General features: G+C 72.6%; 9 protein-coding genes. 3 read left to right on the top strand and 6 right to left on the bottom strand.

Annotated elements, in window-relative coordinates; genetic code table 11:
• A partial coding sequence (eccD, locus tag FM076_RS25340) for a type VII secretion integral membrane protein EccD (RefSeq protein ID WP_173874995.1) occupies positions 1-629 on the bottom strand: 629 nt, incomplete at its 3' end.
• A 301-nt stretch (positions 630-930) separates the two neighbouring features.
• On the opposite strand from eccD, the gene eccCa reads away from it, so the two are divergent.
• The gene (gene eccCa / locus FM076_RS25335) at positions 931-4,902 is read left to right on the top strand and encodes a type VII secretion protein EccCa (RefSeq protein WP_173874994.1); all 3,972 of its coding nucleotides are present in this window, start codon (positions 931-933) and stop codon (positions 4,900-4,902) included.
• A gap of 79 nt (positions 4,903-4,981) precedes the next feature.
• On the opposite strand, the gene FM076_RS25330 is transcribed toward eccCa, so the two are convergent.
• Complete coding sequence (locus FM076_RS25330) at positions 4,982-6,196, bottom strand: S8 family serine peptidase (RefSeq protein WP_173873225.1); 1,215 nt, start codon at positions 6,194-6,196, stop codon at positions 4,982-4,984.
• A gap of 277 nt (positions 6,197-6,473) precedes the next feature.
• On the opposite strand from FM076_RS25330, the gene FM076_RS25325 reads away from it, so the two are divergent.
• Positions 6,474-9,788 carry a right-handed parallel beta-helix repeat-containing protein gene (locus FM076_RS25325; RefSeq protein ID WP_173873224.1) on the top strand — a complete coding sequence of 1,105 codons (3,315 nt, stop codon included), beginning with the start codon at positions 6,474-6,476 and terminating at the stop codon, positions 9,786-9,788.
• Positions 9,789-9,863: 75 nt separating this feature from the next.
• Here the strand turns inward: FM076_RS25325 and FM076_RS25320 are convergent, their stop codons facing one another.
• Together FM076_RS25320 and FM076_RS25315 are read right to left on the bottom strand one after the other, a co-directional pair.
• Positions 9,864-10,463 (bottom strand): YkgJ family cysteine cluster protein, encoded by a 600-nt coding sequence (locus FM076_RS25320; RefSeq protein ID WP_173873223.1) that lies wholly within the window; start codon positions 10,461-10,463, stop codon positions 9,864-9,866.
• Complete coding sequence (locus FM076_RS25315) at positions 10,460-11,191, bottom strand: hypothetical protein (protein ID WP_173873222.1); 732 nt, start codon at positions 11,189-11,191, stop codon at positions 10,460-10,462. The genes FM076_RS25320 and FM076_RS25315 overlap by 4 nt, the downstream gene beginning before the upstream one ends.
• A 3-nt stretch (positions 11,192-11,194) precedes the next feature.
• Between FM076_RS25315 and FM076_RS35085 the strand changes: the two genes are divergently transcribed.
• Positions 11,195-12,073: an AAA domain-containing protein gene (locus FM076_RS35085; protein ID WP_345945214.1), complete on the top strand. Its 879-nt coding sequence runs from the start codon at positions 11,195-11,197 to the stop codon at positions 12,071-12,073.
• Here the strand turns inward: FM076_RS35085 and FM076_RS25305 are convergent.
• Both FM076_RS25305 and FM076_RS25300 read right to left on the bottom strand, forming a co-directional pair.
• A complete protein-coding gene (locus FM076_RS25305) occupies positions 11,977-13,344 on the bottom strand; it encodes a class I SAM-dependent RNA methyltransferase (protein ID WP_173873221.1) in 1,368 nt (455 codons plus the stop codon). The two genes, FM076_RS35085 and FM076_RS25305, sit on opposite strands and share 97 nt — an antisense overlap.
• 438 nt (positions 13,345-13,782) lie before the next feature.
• The gene (locus tag FM076_RS25300; RefSeq protein ID WP_345945213.1) at positions 13,783-15,873 is read right to left on the bottom strand and encodes an APC family permease; all 2,091 of its coding nucleotides are present in this window, start codon (positions 15,871-15,873) and stop codon (positions 13,783-13,785) included.
• Positions 15,874-15,914 lie beyond the last annotated feature (41 nt).

Below are 15,914 nucleotides of genomic sequence, written 5' to 3'. Positions count from 1 at the left end.
CCCAGCACCTCGTGGCTGTGCGGGCCGCCGAGGTCGCCGCCGGGCAGCAGCCAGCCGGCGAGGGCGAGGTAGGGGCCGGCCATGATGCCGAGGGCGGCGCCGGCGGCGGCGTCGCCCACCGCGCGGCTGGCCGCGCCGGCCCCGGCGATCAGCAGCAGTCCGGCCGCGGCGGCACCGAGGGCGCGCAGACCGGGCCAGCCGCCGGGCAGGGCGAGGACGAGCGCGCCGGCCAGCAGGGTGGTGACGGCGAATCCGCGCAGCAGCCGGGTGCTGGCCGACGGGCTCCAGCCGTGCGGCCGGTCCCGCATGGTGGTGGAGATGCCGTCCACCAGGTCGTCGAGGTGCACCTCGGGGAGGGCGTCGACGCGCGGCCTCAGGTAGAGCGTCTCACCGTCGCGCAGGTCGTAGGAGTCGAGGGTGCGCTCCTCGTCCATCGGCTCACCGCCGAGGCGTTGCAGCACCCAGCCGCCGTGGTCGATGCCGCTCTCCGCGAGGTCGTCACCGCCGTATCCGAGGACGGCGGGCAGCAGGTCGGCCACCGGGACGTCGGAGGGGACCGCGAGGTCGATGGACTTGGCCGGCGCGCGTACGGTCAGGCGGCACAGACCGGCCACCTGGTTGTCGGTCATCAGGCTGGCTCACGCTTCTTCCGGGGTGTGCACGGGCGTCCCGGGTTTCCGCTGTGCACGGAGTGGTGTGGGACGGGTGACGCTGATCAGGCGTCCTCGTGCGCGTGAATCGAAGACACCTGCGGCTGGGTGCAGCGTACGGGCTGAGTCCTGGAACTGGTATACGAAGTGTGCCAAGTTGCTTTCCAGGTATGCGGAATTGCTTTCCCGGTCGCCGGTGCGGACGCATCGGCGCGCCCCACGAAGCGAGGGCGTCAGCCTTTGGGCACTGCCCCGCCCGTGAGGAGACCTTTCGTTGAGTGTGGTCCTGTTCCGCCGCCCGGCGCGTCGGCGCGGCCCCGAAATGCCGGACGGCGAGCTGAAACTGCAAGAGCCTCCGACACTGCCCGAAGTGGTGCCGGACAGCTCCGCGGTCTGGACCTACCTGCCCATGGCACTGATGTCGGTGTCGATGATGCTCATGCTGATGAGGCCGGGCATGAGCGGTGGCCGCAGCAGCCACTTCATGTACCTGGCGATGGGCCTCATGGTGCTCGCCTCGGCGGCCATGATGCTGGGGCAGATGATGCGCAAGGCCAGCGAGCGCAAGCAGCGCCTGAAGGGCGAACGCCGCGACTACCTGCGCTATTTGACCCAGATCCGGCGCAAGGTGCGCGGCGCGGTGGCCGACCAGCAAAAGGCGCTGGCGTGGCGGCACCCGCCGCCCTCGGCCCTGTGGCAGCTCACCGGCACCACACGGCTGTGGGAACGCCGCCCGCAGGACGAGGACTTCGGCGAAGTACGGGTGGCCGTCGGCGAGCAGAAGCTGGGCCTGCGGCTGACGCCCACGGCCACCACCCCGGTCGAGGACCTGGAGCCGCTGTCGGCCCACGCCCTGCGCAGCTTCATCCGGGCCTACTCCACCGTGCCCGAACAGCCCATCGCCCTCTACCTGCGGGCCTGGGCGCGGGTGCTCTTCCGGGGCGACGAGGACCGCATACGGTCCCTGGCCCGCGCCCTCGTGGCGCAGTTGGTGACCTTCCACGCCCCTGACGACCTGTGGGTGGCGCTGTGCGTGTCCGACGAGCGGCGGGCCGAGTGGGAATGGGTGAAGTGGCTCCCCCACAACCTCCATCCCCAGGAGAACGACGGCGCCGGCCCGGCCCGGATGTTCGTCTCCGCCTTCAACGAGCTGGAGGACCTGCTCGGCGCCGAGTTCCTGGAGCGGCCGACGTTCGACCCGGACGCCCCGCCAGGACGTGACGAACCGTTCACCGTGATCGTCCTCGACGGCGGCTCCGTCCCCGCCCGTCACCGGGTGGACGGGGCGGGCTTCCGCAACGCCGTCGTCCTCGACCTCGGCGGCGCTCTGAGCTGGCGTCCTGGGCGGGTCACGCTCCGGTTCGACGTCAGCGAGGACTCCTTCGAGCTGGTGCGCACCGACCGCGAGCGCAAGGAGCAGACCACCCGGCTCGGCCGGCCCGACACCCTGGGACCCATCGGCGCCACCGCGCTGGCCAAGCGGCTGGCCCCGTACCGGATGGGCATGGGCGGCGACACCGCCGAACCGCTCTCCTCGGACGTCGAACTGACCACCCTGCTGGGCATACCCGACCTGTACCGCCACGACCCGCAGACCCTGTGGAACCAGAGCACCGGCTCCAACCGGCTCAAGGTGCCCATCGCGGTCGGCCCCGACGGCAGCCCGGTGGAGCTGGACATCAAGGAGTCGGCGCAGGGCGGTACCGGCCCGCACGGCATGCTCATCGGGGCCACAGGGTCCGGGAAGAGCGAGCTGCTGCGCACCCTGGTGCTGGCGCTCGCGCTGTCGAACTCCTCCGAAACCCTCAACTTCGTCCTGGTGGACTTCAAGGGCGGCGCCACGTTCCTCGGCCTGGACGAACTGCCCCACGTCTCCGCGGTGATCACCAACCTGGCCGGTGAGGCCGCGCTGGTGGGCCGCATGCAGGACGCCCTGCACGGCGAGCTGATCCGGCGCCAGGAACTGCTGCGCTCCGCCGGCAACTACACCTCCGCGCTGGAGTACGAGAAGGCGCGGGCCGCGGGCGCCCCGCTGGAGCCGCTGCCCAGCCTGTTCGTCATCGTCGACGAGTTCAGCGAACTGCTCTCCGCACACCGCGAGTTCATGGAGCTGTTCGTGATGATCGGACGGCTCGGGCGCAGCCTCGGGGTCCATCTGCTGCTCGCCTCGCAACGGCTGGACGAGGGCCGTATGCACCAGTTGGAGAGCCACCTGTCCTACCGCATCGGTCTGCGCACCTTCTCCGCCATGGAGAGCCGCGGCGTGCTGGGCGTCCCGGACGCCTACCAGCTCCCGCCGCAGCCCGGCAGCGGCTTCTTGAAGTCGGGCGTGGAGGCGCTGACCCGGTTCCGCGCCGCGTACGTCTCCGGCCCCTACCAGCAGCGCCGCAGCCGGGCGAACCAGGCCCGGGTGGCGAGCCAGACGGTGCCGTGGACGGCGAGCTACGTGGTGCCCCGCCAGGCCCCCGAACCGCCCGATCCCGAACCCGAGCCGGAGCCGGAGGAGGAGAGCGGCGACACCCTGCTGTCCGTCGCCGTGGAGCGGCTGGTCGGCGCCGGTCCGCCCGCCCACCAGGTGTGGCTGCCGCCGCTGGACCTGCCCGCCACCCTCGACCAGGTGCTGCCCCCGCTGACCCCCGACCCCGCACTGGGGCTCACCACCGTGGGCTGGCCGCTGCGCGGGCGCCTGACCGTGCCGATCGGCATCGTCGACAAGCCCTTCGAACAGCTCCGCGACCTGCTGACCATCGATCTGTCGGGGGTCGGCGGCCATATCGCCGTCGCGGGCGGCCCGCAGAGCGGCAAGAGCACCATGGTGCGGACGATCCTCACCGCGCTGGCCCTCACCCACACCCCGCGCGAGGTGCAGTTCTACTGCCTGGACTTCGGTGGCGGCACCCTGGCGCAACTGGCCGACCTGCCGCACACCGCCGGGGTCGCCGCGCGGCTGGACACCGAGCGGGTGGGCCGGGTGATCTCCGAGGTCACCGCGCTGCTGGCGGACCGCGAGCGCTTCTTCCTGGACCACGGCATCGACTCCATGGCGACGTACCGCCGCCGCCGGGCCGCGGGCGAGTTCGCGGACCAGCCGCACGGCGACGTCTTCCTCGTCATCGACGGCTGGTCCACGGTCCGCCAGGACTTCGACCGGCACATCCAGACGTTCGCCTCCATCGCCGCCCGCGGCCTCAACTACGGCATCCACCTCATCGTGACCTGCGCCCGCTGGGTGGAGCTGACCGCGGCCGTGCGCGACCAGGCGGGCACCCACGTGGAGCTGCGGATGGGTGACCCGATGGACTCCCAGATCGACACCCGCCGCGCGGCCACCGTGCCACGCATCCCGGGCCGGGGCCTGACCCGGGAGGGCAAGCTGCACTACCTCACCGCACTCCCCCGCATCGACGGCATGGAGTCCGCCGACGACCTCTCCGACGGCGTAGCGGGCCTGGTGGCCGCGGTCAAGGAGAGCTGGAGGGGCCCTGCGGCCCCGCGCGTGCGGATGCTGCCGACGCAGCTCCCCGTGCGGGAACTGCCCCCTGCTGGCGGCGACTTCCGGGTGCCGCTCGGCCTGGAGCAGGAGCGGCTGTCGGTGGTCTGGCACGACTTCAGCGAGAGCCCGCACATGGTTGTCGTGGGCGACACCGAGAGCGGCAAGACCAACCTGCTGCGGCTGGTGGCGAAGGCCGTCATGGACCGGTACACGCCCGCCGAGGCGCGGATCATGCTGGTGGACTACCGCCGCGACCTGGTGGAATCGGTGGCCGAGGAGTACCGGCTGGGGCACGCGGTCTCGATGGGCGCGCTCAAGGACCTCATCGACGGCGCCGCCCGCGCCGTACAGACCCGGGTGCCCGGCCCGGACATCAGCCCGGGCCGGATGAAGCGGGCCGACTGGTGGACCGGGCCGCGGCTGTTCATCCTGGTCGACGACTACGACATGCTGGGCGCCGGCATCGGCAACGCGCCGTTCGACCCGCTGCTCAACCACCTGGCCCTGGGCTGGGAGGTCGGCCTGCACATCATCGTCACCCGGAGCGCCTCGGGCGCCGGGCGCGGGCTCAACGAGATGCTCATGCGGCGCATGCTGGAGGTCAACACGCCGGCCCTGCTGCTGTCGTGTCCGCCCTCGGAGGGCTATCTGCTGGGCAACGTCAAGGGCAAGACCATGAATCCTGGCCGGGCCATCCGCGTCGCCCGCCGCAAGGCGACACAGGTACAGACCGCGATGATGGACGACCAGGACACCTGATACGCCCGTACGACGGCACTTCCTGGGAGACGGTTCCGCCCCCGGCCCTGTCGCCGGGGGCGGTTCCCCTTCTCACCGGTCACACGGCCGTGCCGCGCTGCTCCTCACGGCCCGCGGGGCGCCAGCCCCGGGCCCGGCCGCGCGGGATCACCACCGCGGCGCCCGCGACAAGCACCACCAGCGTGCCGCCCGCGCCCGCGATCAGCAGTGCGCGGTTGAGCGGCTGGGGCGACGCCTTGGCCGGGATCTCCGCGGCGGGCGCGGAGGGCACGCTGCCCTTCTTGTCGGTGAGGACGGCGGTCAGCGACCCGTACGGGTCCACCCGCGGCGGAACCGCCGGGTACGCCGCGGTGACGAGCTGACGGGACACCTGCGCGGCCGTCATCTCCGGACGCCGGGAGCGAACGAGGGCCGCCACCCCGGCCACGTTCGCCGCCGCCAGCGAGGAACCGGAACCGATGGAGTGCCCGGGGCCGCTCGGGCCGACGCTGACCACCGCGTCCCCGGGCGCCGCCATGTCCGCCCCCGACACCTGCGGGGCGTTCTTCGGACGCGTTCCGTCGGGACCGTAGTCCATGACCGACAGCACCCCGGGCGCGGCCGAGGGCCAGTACCAGGGGGCCGGTTCGGCCGTCCTGCCGGTCGCACGGTCCCGCGGCAGCGCGTCCGGCGCGAACGGGGCGACGACCAGGGCGTCGCGCTTCGCGGCGTACCGCACGGCGGCGGTCAGCTCCTCCTTGCCGGTGGGCACCGCACGCCCCACGTAGACGACCTGCGCGCCGCCGTCGACCGCGTCCCGGATGCCCTGCGCGAGCAGGTGCGCCGTCGGCCTGCCGCGCTTGTCGGTGCCGCGCACCGCCAGGATGCGCGCGGCGGGCGCCGCCCCGGTCACGCCCACGCCTTTCGCGGGCGCCGCGGCGATCAGGCCCGCGGCGAAACTGCCGTGCCCCACACAGTCGCTGCCGGCGTCGCCGGTCGCCGTGACCCGGCCCTTGAGGGCGGGGATGTCCGAGCCGACCCCGGTGTCCACGACGCCGACCGTCACGCCCTCGCCGTCCGCCAGCGACCAGGAGCGGTCGAGTCCCAGCGCCTGCCGGGTCCACGTCTCCTCGCGCGCCGTCTCGTCCGACGCCTTCGTACACGGCTCGCCGGGCGCCAGGACGGCGGCCAGAGCGGGCAGTTCGACGGAGTCGGCGGCGGCGGGCGGCGTCTGGGCGGCCAGCGGCGCCGCGGCCAGCAGGGCGGCGGCCACCGCGCGCCTCACCGGACGGCGTTGGGAACGAGCGCGTCGCATGACCGCACGATACGCTCAGGACACCTCCACGCGGTAACGTGCCGTCACGCCCCCCGCGCGGAGAAACCGCCGCCGGGCGGCGTGCCCTCGCGGACGAACTGCCGCCCTTCAACCCGCACATGGAACCACTACCGGTGCCCAAGGCACCTGGTTGCCGGTGCCACGGTTCCCGTAGCCTGCACCACGTGCCCGTACCTCTCCCACCGGGCTCCCGGCAGCCCGGGCCCCGGCCCGCCGAGAGGGCCGGCAGCGGCACCACAACGAGGAGGTCCCCAGCGTGTCACGGCAGTTGCTCACGGTCGGCCCGGACCAGCCCGAGGGCTTCCGGACGATCGGCGAGGCCCTGGAGAAGGCTCGCGCAGGAGCGGTGATACGCGTCCGCCCCGGCCGCTACCGCGAAAACCTGACGGTGCGCACGCGCATCACCATCGCGGGTGACGGGGAGCGCGGCAGCGTCGAGATCTGCCCGCCCCGCGGCACCGCCGTGGTGCTCGTCGCGGACGCCGTGATGCTCACCGATCTGGCCCTGCGCGGCGGCAACGAGGACCTCCCCGTGGTGGACGCACCCCGCGGCCAGGTCGCCATGGACGGCTGCACCGTGGTGGGCTCCGGCTGGACGGCCGTCCTGGCGCGCGAGAACGGCTCGGTCGCCATCCGGGACTGCCGGATCTCCAACCCCGGGGGCGCCGGTGTGGTGGACACCGCGCCCACCGGAAGCGTCGTCGCCGACTCCGTCTTCGAGCACCTGGGCACCTCCGCCGTCGTCCTCGGCGAGCAGGCCCGCACCACCGTGCGCGGCTGCCGGATGCGCGACGCGAGGGGAAACGGCATCCTCGCCAACGGGGAGGCGCAGGGCCGGGTGGAGGACTGCGAGGTGACCGCCACCGAGAAGCCCGCCATCGCGCTGGAGGGCAAGTGCGCCACCCAGGTGCTGAGGACCCGGGTGCACGACACCTCGGTCGGTGTGTACATCACCAGCACCTCCCGGCCCGCCCTCGAAGAGGTCACGGTCACCGACACCTCCGGCCCCGGCATCGTCCTCTCCTCCGGTGCCGACCCGGAACTGCTGCGCTGCGCCACCTCCCGCACCAAGGGCAACGGGCTCGCCGTCACCGAGCGCTCCCGCGGCACCTTCCAGGACTGCGCCTTCGACTCCTCCGCCGAGCCCGCGATCCGCGTGACCGGCTCCAGCGCACCGCTGCTGACCGGCACCACCGTGCGCGAATGCGCCGACAAGGCCGCCTCCGTCCTGCTGGCGGAGGGCTCCACGCCGGAGTTCGACCGGCTGGAGGTGACCGACGCCGCGGGCGTCGGTGTCTCCATCCGCACCAACGCCGACCCGCTGCTGAGCCGGTCGCGGATCACCGACGCGCGCGGCCACGGCCTGGAGGTGACCGAGGACGGCCGCGGACGGGTGGAGGGGTGCACCGTCGAGGGCACCGAGGGCGCCGGTATCCGCATCGCCGACGGCGGCGCCCCGCAGATCCGCGACACCGCGGTGCGCCGGACGACCCTGGCCGGTGTCTTGGTCGCCGCCGACGGCCGCGGCACCCTCCTCGACTGCGAGATCCGCTCCACCGCCACCGCCGGCCTCCACGTGGAAAGCCGCGGCGAGGTCACCGGGCACCGCCTCCACCTGTCCGAGGCCGGCGCCCACGGCGTCCTCGTCGCCGAGGGCGCCAAGGCCACCCTGGAAGCCTGCCAGGTCACCGCCAGCACCGGGGACGGCATCCGGGTGGACAGCGCCGAGAAGGTCGTCCTCAACCAGTGCACCGTGCGCGACAACCGCGGCGCGGGACTCAAGCAGTCCCGCGCCGGCGACCGCCTCACCGTGGAGGGACTGGACAGCAGCGGCAACGGGTCCGCCGACGTCTGGGGCGAGGCCGTCGGCCCCGGCGGCGGCGAGACCGGTCTCATGGACGACGGACGGAAGAAGCCCGAGGGCCCGCTGGAAGAGCTGGAGTCGCTGACCGGACTGGCCGACGTCAAACGCCAGGTCCGCACCCTCGTCAACCTCAACCAGCTCGCCCAGCGCCGCGCCAGCCTCGGCATGCCGGCCCCGCCGATGAGCCGCCACCTGGTCTTCTCCGGCCCGCCCGGCACCGGCAAGACCACCGTCGCCCGGCTCTACGGCGGCATCCTCGCCGACCTCGGCGTGCTGCGCTCCGGCCACCTGGTCGAGGTCTCCCGGGCCGACCTGGTCGCCCAGGTCATCGGCGGCACCGCCATCAAGACCTCCGAGGCGTTCAACGAGGCCCTCGGCGGCGTGCTGTTCATCGACGAGGCGTACACCCTGCTGTCCGACAGCAAGGGCTCGGGCGCCGACTTCGGCCAGGAGGCCATCGACACCCTCCTGAAACTGATGGAGGACCACCGCGACGACGTCGTGGTCATCGCCGCCGGCTACACCGACCAGATGGACACCTTCCTCGGCTCCAACCCCGGACTGGCGTCCCGTTTCACCCGCACCATCGAGTTCACCAACTACTCGGTGGAGGAGCTGGTCACCATCACCGAGTCCATGTGCGAGGCCCACCGCTACGAACTGGACCCCCGCACCCTCGACGCCCTCGCCCGGCACTACGAACGGATGCCGCGCGACGCCACGTTCGGCAACGGCCGCGCGGCCCGCCGCGTCTTCGAGGAGATGGTGGACCGGCAGGCCTTCCGGCTCGGCTCGATGGACAACCCCGCCGAGGCGGACCTGTCGCTGCTGCTCCCCGCCGATGTCGCCGACGACGAGGCGGCCGACGGCGGCACGACGGTGCGCAGCTCCAAGGACCTGCTGGCCGAACTCGACTCCATGGTCGGCCTCGCCGCCGTCAAACGCGAGGTGACCGACCTGGTGAACCTGCTGGAGGCCACCCGGCAGCGCCGCGCCGCGGGCCTGCCCACCCCGAAGATCAGCCACCACCTGGTCTTCTCCGGCCCGCCCGGCACCGGCAAGACCACCATCGCCCGCCTCTACGCCGACCTGCTGCACTCCCTCGGCGTGCTGAAGACCGGCCAGTTGGTGGAGGTGGCCCGCGCCGACCTGGTGGGACGGTACGTGGGCCACACCGCCCAGCTCACCAAGGAGGTCTTCGAGCGGGCCTTCGGCGGGGTGCTCTTCATCGACGAGGCATACACCCTCACCCCCGGGGGCTCGGGCTCCGACTTCGGCCAGGAGGCCGTGGACACGCTGCTGAAGCTGATGGAGGACCACCGCGACGAGGTCGTGGTCATCGCCGCCGGCTACACGGACGAGATGCGGCGCTTCCTCAGCTCCAACCCGGGCCTGGCCTCCCGCTTCAGCCGCACCGTGGAGTTCGAGCACTACTCCGCCGACGAGCTGGTCACCATCATGAACACCTACGCCTCCAACTCCGGCTACGACTGCCCCGAGGAGACGCTGGAGGCGCTGCGCGGCTACGTGGAACTGATCCCCCGCGACCGCTCCTTCGGCAACGCGCGCACCGCACGCCAGCTCCTGGAAGCGATGATGACGCAACAGGCCCGGCGCATCGGCACGATGTCCTCGCCGGGCCTGGAAGACCTGCGGCTGCTGCTCCCGCAGGACCTGCCGTCCTCCTCCCCGCAGCCCGCCGGCTGACCGCGGCTCAGGGCCCGCCCGCCGACGGGTACCCTCCGCCCGGCGCGGCGCTCCCGGCGGAGGGGCCGCGCCGGGTCAGGCCGGGGCGGGCACGGGGCCGTCGACGCCCCGTGAGCCGGTGCCTTGCTTGTCGGAGCTCAGGATGAACTCGTAGAAGGCGTCCTCCGACAGCGTCCGCCACCCCTGGTCGACCCGGGCGTTCCATTCCTCGGCAATCCGCAAGTGTTCCCGCCAGGCCGCCCGGTTGCGCAGGAGGTTCGCCCGCAGGGCGGGCAGGTCCATCGCCGTGAGGTTCCACGAGTCGGAGCCGCCGCACAGGGTGTCGTCGCGTATGGAGACCGTGTTTCCCTTCAGGGCGGCCGGGAAGTTGGCGCACACCCTCGGACGGTGCGCATAGGCCCCGCAGCGCGCGTGACCGGGAGCGATCTCCATCAGGAACACGCACCCCTCGGTGCCCGGCCGGTGGCGCAGCCGCATGTCGAACAGCGGACCGCCGGGCCGGAACCGGAAGTCACCGTCCTTCTTCGCCTTCAGTGTGACGAACTCCCGGGGGTGCAGCGCCATTCCGGCGGCCAGCCTGCGCACGTCGCCGACGGTCACGTTGACGGCGTACTCACGGCAGCAGCGGCCCTCGCAGGACGCGCAGCCGGCCAGATTGACTCCCGAGCCGCTCACGCGACCACCTCCTCGGGCCAGGGGGTACCGGCCTCGCGGGCCGCGTGCGCCTCCAGCAGATAGCGCTGGAAGTCCTCGATGCCCGGTGGTTCTTCGGCCTTCGCCGCCAGCGCGTTCCAGCGCGCGACGGTCTCGAACCAGTGGTCCCGGTCGGCGGCCCACCGCCGCTCCGCCCACACCAGGCCCTCCGCGCCGAGCGGGTGCCCCGGCAGCCCGGGCCCACTGCCCTCCCCGCCACCCCCGTCATAGGCGCCGTCCGGCACGATGCCCGTTCCGTCGGCCGTCCCCTGCTCCCCTTCCGCGTCCGACGCACCCTCAGGGCCCTCGTGGCCCTCACCGCCCGCGTCACCCTCGTCACCACCCCCATGCCCCTCCTGGCCGGCGGCGCGGCCGGGGACGGTGGGGAACATCCGGCAGGAAAGCGGCGCCACTTCGCCCAGGCCGCACCGACCGGTGCCCTCCAGGGTGAGGACCTGGAAGACGCAACCGCCGGCCGCGTTGGCGATCCTGACGTTCACCCGGCGCCGTGCGTTGTCCAGTACGACCCCCGTCGGGTCGTTGGCGGCGGCCGGTGCGGTCTGGGTGAAATGCCACGGCTCCAGGGCGAGGGTCCGCGAGATGCGGACGATGTCCGCGCCGGTGACCAGGCGCGGCCCGCGGTAACAGAGCTTCTTCGCGCGGGTGGACTGCCACTCGCCGTCCGTACTCGGGGTGCTGTCCGCTGTCAAACCATGGTCCCCTTCACATCCGTCTCCTGGGGCCGACCGGTTCCACCGGTGCCACCAGGCCACTGCGGGCCCGGCTCGTCCCAGGTGGTCGCCAGCGAGAGTAGTCGATCGATTGCCCGGACAGCCGTGCGGCGGCAGGCCCCGTGCACGACCCGGTCAAAGCGGCCGACCCGGCACCGGTGCTCGGCTGGACCGACGTACCGTCCGGGGAGCCGGCACGCGGCGGCGACGGGCGGTCCTGGCGGAACAGCGCGGAGGCGGAGGCCGTCGGCCGTCCGGCGCGTTGTCGGCGGACGGCCGGCGGGACTTCCACCGGACGGCGCCGTGGGCGTGGTCACGCCGTTCCGTGCGCGGAAGGAGACGCCGGCGCGGATGTGGCGAGACGATGACCGGGTCCGGGTCGGTACCGTCCACACCTCCCAGGACGGACAGCGCGACGCGATGCTCCTCAGTCCGGTGGCGGCACGCAACACACCACCCGGGACGACACACTGGGTCGCGAGCCAGGTCAACCTGTGGAACGTGGCGGTCACCCGGGCCAAGTCGCAGCTGGTCACGGGGGGCGACCGTGCCTTCCGGCAGGAACTGAGCGGCCTGCCGACCCTCCTCGCCGGACGCCCGGCACCGCTGGGGCCGGGCTCCGCCGGCACCACGGCCGGGACTGCTGCGTCCGGCCCGGTGACCGAGGCCCACGAGGACCTCGCCGACCGTCTGCAACAGCATCTGACCGGACGGGGCGTCACCGACATGGAGCGGGCCGCGCTGGCCGGCCCTGCACCCGTACGTCAGGAACCCTTCCCCGTCGGCTCCAGAATCGCCACGCACTCCACATGGTGGGTCATCGGGAACAGGTCGAAGGCGCGGAGGAAGCGGGGGCGGTAGCCGGCGTGGGTGAAGTAGGAGAGGTCGCGGGCCAGGGCGGCGGGGTCGCAGGCCACGTACGCGATGCGGCGGGGGCCGAGGGCGGCGGCCTGTTCGACGATGCGCTTGCCGGCGCCGGTGCGGGGCGGGTCGAGGACGACGAGGTCGGCCTCGGTGATACCGGTACGCGGCAGCACCTTCTCGACCTTGCCGTGCTCGATGCGTACGCGCGGGAAGTCCGCGAGGTTGCGGCGGGCGTCGGCCACCGCGCGCTTGCCCGCCTCGATGCCGAGGACGGCGCCCTTCTCACCGACGCGGTCCGCGAGGGCACCCGCGAACAGGCCCACCCCGCAGTACAGATCGAGAGCCGTCTCGCCCTTGCGGGGGGTGAGGCCGCGCATCACGGCGTCCACGAGGAGGTCGGCGGCCTGCGGGTGGACCTGCCAGAAGCCGCCCTCGCCGACGCGCCACGTGCGGCCGTCCGCGCGTTCGCGGACGAAGTCGCGGCCGTGCACACGGTGCACCGCGCGGTCCTTCTCGCCGACGCGCAGGACGGATACCTCGCGGTCGAGTTCCACCAGGGGAAGGCGTCCGCCGGGGCGCGGCGTGAGGACGACCTGACGGTCGGTGGAACCGGTGGCGGCGATCGCGTCGACCGAGGCCATCTGCGGCCACGTACGGGACTCGATGCCCAGCTCTTCGACGCCGGGCGCGGCGATGAGGCAGCGGTCGATGCGCTGCACCTCGTGCGAGCGGTGCTTGAGCAGCCCGGGGTGGCCCTCGGCGTCGACGGTGTAGTGGACACGGGTGCGCCAGGCGGGGACCTCCCCGGGGGCGACCTTGTCGCCGGGCGCGGGCTCCACCGTGCCGTCCCAGGAGACGTCCTCCGGGGTCATCCCGGCCAGTCGCTGGAGCTGCTCGGCCAGCACCTCGGCCTTGAGCCGCCGCTGGGCGCCCGGCTTGACGTGCTGCCAGTCGCAGCCACCGCAGCGGCCCGGTCCGGAGAAGGGGCAGGGTGCCTCGACGCGGTCCTTGGCGGCTTCCAGCACCCGCACCGCGTCGGCCCGCAGGAAGCGGGAGTCGGCACGGCCCTCGGTCACCCGTGCGACGACCCGCTCACCCGGGAGCGTGTGCCGTACGAAGAGCACCTGGCCGCTCTCCGTGCGGGCGACGCAGTGGCCGCCGTGCGCCACCGGGCCGACCTCGACCTCGTACTCCTCCCCCACCAGGGAGGGCGCGGACTGCTCGGAGGCGCTGTCGGGCGCACTGCCGGACGAGGTGGTCTCGGGCATGAGGGGGTGACTCCAGGGGTGGGGGTCGGACCGGCTGGTGAGGCGCTCCGCCTCTGCCGCAGCCGTCGAGTCTACTTGCCACCGCCGCGGGCCGCGCCGCCGCGTCTTCCCGTCCCGACGCGGACACTGTGCGAACCGCGCCGCCGCGTCGTCCCGTCACGACACGGCCACTGTGCGGGCGCCCGCCGCCGCGTCGTCCCGTCACCACACGGACACTGCGCGGGCGCCCGCCGCCACATCATCCCGGCACCACACGGACACTGCGCGAACCGCGCCGCCACATCATCCCGTCACCACCTGAGCACCGTGCAGACCGCCGCGACCATGTTCCGCATCCCGCATCCCGCACCCCCCCCCCGCATCCGGCAACCCCCACGCCGCCCCCGGACTGCCCGCCCTGCCGGACCCGCCGGGTCCGGCAGGCCCGCGCCGCACGGCCTACTTGCCGCGCTGGCGCGTCACGCTGCCCGTCGGGCCGCTCGGGCGGTTGCCGTCCTTGTGGGCCTTGCGGGGCGGGATGACGGGTCCGCGCCGCACCGAGCCGGGCGCGTTCCACTGCTCACGCTTGCGTGCCCGCTTCTTGGCGACCTCGGAGGACTCCAGCTGGTAGGGGACGGAGGTCACCATGACGCCCGGGGTGAAGAGCAGGCGGCCCTTGAGGCGGAGGGCGCTCTGGTTGTGCAGCAGGTGCTCGTACCAGTGGCCGACCACGTACTCCGGGATGAAGACGCTGACCACGTCGCGGGGCTGTTCCTGGCGAAGCCGCTTCACGTAGTCGATGACGGGGCGGGAGATCTCCCGGTAGGGGGAGTCGAGGATGGTGAGCGGGATGTCGATGCCGCTCTCGTCCCACTCGCGGCGCAGTTGTTCGGTCTCCTGGTGGTCCACGTTGACGGTGACGGCCTCCAGGGTGTCGGAGCGCATCAGCTTGGCGTAGCGCAGGGCCCGCAGTGTCGGCTTGTGGATCTTGGATACGAGCACGAACGAGTGAACCCGCGCGGGGCGCAGCTGCGGCTCGGCGGCCTCGTCGGCCGCCAGTTCCTCGGCGACCCGGTCGTAGTGCCGGCGGATGGCGGTCATCACGGCGTAGAAGAGCGCCATGCCCAGCAGCGAGACCCAGGCGCCGTGGGTGAACTTGGTCACCAGCACCACCACCAGCACCAGACCGGTGAAGAAGGCACCGAAGGCGTTGATGCCGCGGGAGCGGTGCATGTGGCGGCGGCGCGCGGGATCGGTCTCGGTGGTCAGCAGCCGGTTCCAGTGCCGGACCATCCCGGTCTGGCTGAGCGTGAAGGAGACGAACACACCCACGATGTAGAGCTGGATCAGACGTGTGGAGTCGGCGTCGTAGATGACCACGAGTATCGCCGCGGCTCCGGCCAGCAGCACGATGCCGTTGGAGAAGGCGAGCCGGTCGCCGCGGGTGTGCAGCTGGCGGGGCAGATAGCGGTCCTGGGCCAGGATCGAGCCGAGCAGCGGGAAACCGTTGTAGGCGGTGTTGGCCGCCAGGAAGAGCACCAGCGCGGTGGCCGCGGCCAGGAAGACGAAGGGTGCCGTCCCGTCGCCGAACACGGCGGCGGCCACCTGGGAGATCACCGGGTTCTGGGTGTAGCCCTCGCCCGCCGGGTGCCCGTCGATCAGCAGGTCCTTGGCGGGGTTCTCGGCCATCTTGACGTGGGTGACCATGGCGAACGCGATGATCCCGCAGAACATGGTGACCGCCAGGGCCCCCATCAGGGCCAGCGTGGTGGCGGCGTTCTTCGACTTGGGCTTGCGGAAGGCGGGCACGCCGTTGCTGATGGCCTCGACGCCGGTGAGCGCCGCGCAGCCGGAGGAGAAGGCACGCAGCAGCAGGAAGGCCAGGGCGAACCCGGCGAGGCCGGACTGCTCGCTGTGGATCTCGTAGTCCGCGGTGGGTGCGCGCATCTCGTCGCCCAGGAGGACCCCGCGCACCACGCCCCAGGCGAGCAGGGCGAAGACGCCGATGACGAAGCAGTAGGTGGGGATGGCGAAGAGCTTGCCGGACTCGCGCACTCCGCGCAGGTTCATCAGTGTCAGCAGCACGATCACCGCGACCGCGCAGAATGTCTTGTGTTCGACGACGAAGGGGATGGCCGAGCCGAGGTTCTCCACCCCGGAGGAGATCGACACCGCCACGGTCAGCACGTAGTCGACGAGCAGGGCGCTGGCGACCGTCAGCCCCGCCGTCCGCCCGAGGTTGGTGGTGGCCACCTCGTAGTCGCCGCCGCCGCTCGGGTAGGCGCGGACGTTCTGCCGGTAGGAGGCCACCACCGTGAACATCAGTACGACGACCGCGACGGCGATCCACGGACTGTAGTTGTAGGCCGAGACCCCCGCGACCGAGAGGACCAGCAGCACCTCGCCGGGCGCGTACGCCACCGAGGAGAGCGGGTCCGAGGCGAAGACGGGCAGGGCGACACGCTTCGGCAGGAGCGTCTCGGCCAGCCTGTCGCTGCGGAGAGCCCTCCCGAGGAGAAGTCGTTTCGGTACGTCGGTCATCCTGGACACGCAGAGGATCGTATGCGGTCAGTCGTGCGATGCTGAGACGG

The sequence above is a fragment of the Streptomyces albus subsp. chlorinus genome (assembly GCF_013302895.1).
Taxonomy (GTDB): Bacteria; Actinomycetota; Actinomycetes; order Streptomycetales; family Streptomycetaceae; genus Streptomyces; species Streptomyces chlorinus.
The sequence above is the reverse complement of the archived record's forward strand: the minus strand, read 5'-3'. Positions and strand labels throughout refer to the sequence as shown.